General features: G+C 76.7%; 2 protein-coding genes. Both read left to right on the top strand.

What is annotated here, in order from left to right; translation table 11 throughout:
• Positions 1-343: 343 nt before the first annotated feature.
• Positions 344-1,507, top strand: a complete 1,164-nt coding sequence (locus ACWGDE_RS38105; protein ID WP_453393668.1) for an energy-coupling factor transporter transmembrane component T — start codon at positions 344-346, stop codon at positions 1,505-1,507.
• A 4-nt stretch (positions 1,508-1,511) separates the two neighbouring features.
• A partial coding sequence (locus ACWGDE_RS38100) for an ATP-binding cassette domain-containing protein (protein WP_453393667.1) occupies positions 1,512-2,559 on the top strand: 1,048 nt, incomplete at its 3' end.

Raw genomic sequence — 2,559 nt, 5'->3', positions numbered from 1 at the left:
GTGCAGGGCTCCCACTTCCTCGTGAGCCACGACGCCGCTGACCAGGCTCCCCGCCGACGCCGCGGCCCCGGCTTCGCCCGACGGCGGGACGGACGCCGACGGCGGGTGGGGGCCCACCGGGGCCACCGGCACCCCACCGTCCACTCGCGAGGGTGGTGCGGGTGGTGCGGGTGGTGCGGGTAGTGCGGGTAGTGCGGGTAGTGCGGGTGGGAACCCGGCCCGGCCGCAGGCCGGGCGCACCCGGCACGGCGCGGCACGCGCCACCGGCACCCCCCACGGAGCCGCACCCGGCGTCTCGGCCCCGGCCGGGGGCGGCACCGACCGGGCAACCGGCGCCCCGCGCGTGCCGACGTACAAAAAGAGCGGGTGGCTGGCTCCCGAGTCCACGCGTGGCAACGCCCTGCACGCCGGTGCCTGGTGGATCTGGGCCCTCGGGCTCGCCACGGCCGCCTCCCGCACCACCAACCCGCTGCTCCTCGGGCTGATCGTCGGCGTCGCCGGATACGTGGTCGCGGCGCGCCGCACCGATGCCCCCTGGGCCCGTTCCTACGGCGCCTTCGTCAAGCTCGGCCTCTTCGTCATCGGCCTGCGCCTCCTCTTCTCCATGCTCCTCGGCTCCCCCATCCCCGGCGCGCACACCCTGTTCACGCTCCCGGAGCTTCCCCTCCCGGCGTGGGCGCAGGGCATCCGCCTCGGCGGCCGGGTCACCGCCGAGCAGCTCGTCTTCGCCTTCTACGACGGCGCGAAGCTGGCGGCGCTCCTGATCTGCGTCGGCGCGGCAAACGCCCTCGCGAACCCGGCGCGGCTGCTGAAGTCGCTGCCCGCCGCGCTGTACGAGGTCGGCGTCGCCGTGGTCGTCGCGATGACGTTCGCGCCGAACATGGTCGCGGACGTCGTCCGGCTGCGCACCGCCCGGCGGCTGCGCGGCCGTCCCACGGGCGGGGTGCGGGCCGTCCTCCAGATCGGCCTCCCGGTCCTGGAGGGCGCGCTGGAGCGTTCCGTCGCCATCGCCGCCTCCATGGACGCCCGCGGCTACGGCCGTACCGCGCAGGTTCCGCCGGCCGTCCGGCACACCACGAACGTCCTCACCCTCGGCGGGCTCCTCGGCATGTGCGCGGGCACGTACGGGCTGCTGGCCGCGGAGGGCGCCGCGTTGGGGCTGCCCGTCCTCCTCATCGGGCTGGCCCTGGCCCTCGCGGGGCTCCGGCTCGGCGGCCGCCGTTCGATCCGGACCCGGTACCGGCCCGACCGGTGGGGGGTGCGGGCGTGGCTCGTCGCCGGGTCGGGGGCGGCGGTCGCGGCGCTGCTGATCCGGGCCGCCTCGCTGGACCCGGAGGGGCTGCGGCCGGGCGTCGTCCCGCTCGTGGCCCCTGCCCTCCCCCTCTGGCCGGCCGCGGCGATCCTGATCGGCCTGCTCCCCGCGCTCGTGGCACCCGTACCGCCGGCGCCGTCGTCACCGTCCCCGTCGCGGTCCCCGTCGCCGTCCCCGTCGCCGAAGGAGGCGTAGCCCTGTGATCCGTTTCGAAGACGTATCGGTGACGTACGAGGGCGCGGCCGCGCCTTCCCTGGTCAACGCGGACTTCACCCTCCCGGAAGGGGAGCTGACGCTCCTGGTCGGCCCGTCGGGCGTGGGCAAGTCCACCCTCCTCGGGGCGGTGTCCGGGCTGGTCCCGCACTTCACGGGGGGCCGCCTGCGCGGCCGGGTCACGGTCGCCGGCCGCGACACCCGCACCCACCGGCCGCGCGAGCTCGCGGACGTGGTCGGCACGGTCGGCCAGGACCCGCGGGCTCACTTCGTGACGGACGTAGTGGAGGACGAGCTGGCCTACGGCATGGAGTCCCTGGGCCTGCCCCCGGCGGTAATGCGCCGCCGGGTAGAGGAAACCCTGGACCTCCTCGGCCTGAACGAACTGCGCGACCGCCCGATCTCCACGCTCTCCGGGGGCCAGCAGCAGCGGGTCGCGATCGGCTCGGTCCTGACCCCGCACCCGCGCGTCCTGGTCCTCGACGAGCCGACGTCGGCCCTGGACCCGGCGGCGGCGGAGGAGGTCCTGGCCGTCCTGCAACGCCTGGTCCACGACCTGGGCACCACGGTCCTGATGGCGGAGCACCGCCTGGAGCGCGTGGTCCAGTACGCCGACCAGGTCCTGCTCCTCCCCTCCCCGGGGAAGCCCCCCGTCCTGGGCACCCCGTCCTCCATCATGTCCATCTCCCCGGTCCACCCCCCGGTAGTAGCCCTGGGCCGCCTGGCCGGCTGGACCCCCCTCCCCCTCTCCATCCGAGACGCCCGCCGCAGATCCGCTCCGCTGCGCGCCCGCCTGACCATGCCGACGGCGCAGCCGGAGCCCCGCCCGGGGACGACCCCCCAGGCCGACCCCGAGCTGCAGCCCACCGCGTCCGGGGCGCAGCCCCAGGCCGGCTCGCCCCGCCCGGGTGCACGTGCCGGGACGCAGCCCTCGGCTGCCTCGACCCACCCGGGCGCCGGGGCCGGGACGCAGCCCTCGGCTCGGTCGGGGTCCGGGGCGGAGCCCCGGGGAACGGGCGAAGGGTGGGTAGGGG

This window comes from Streptomyces sp. NPDC054956 (assembly GCF_053609185.1).
The sequence above is the reverse complement of the archived record's forward strand: the minus strand, read 5'-3'. Positions and strand labels throughout refer to the sequence as shown.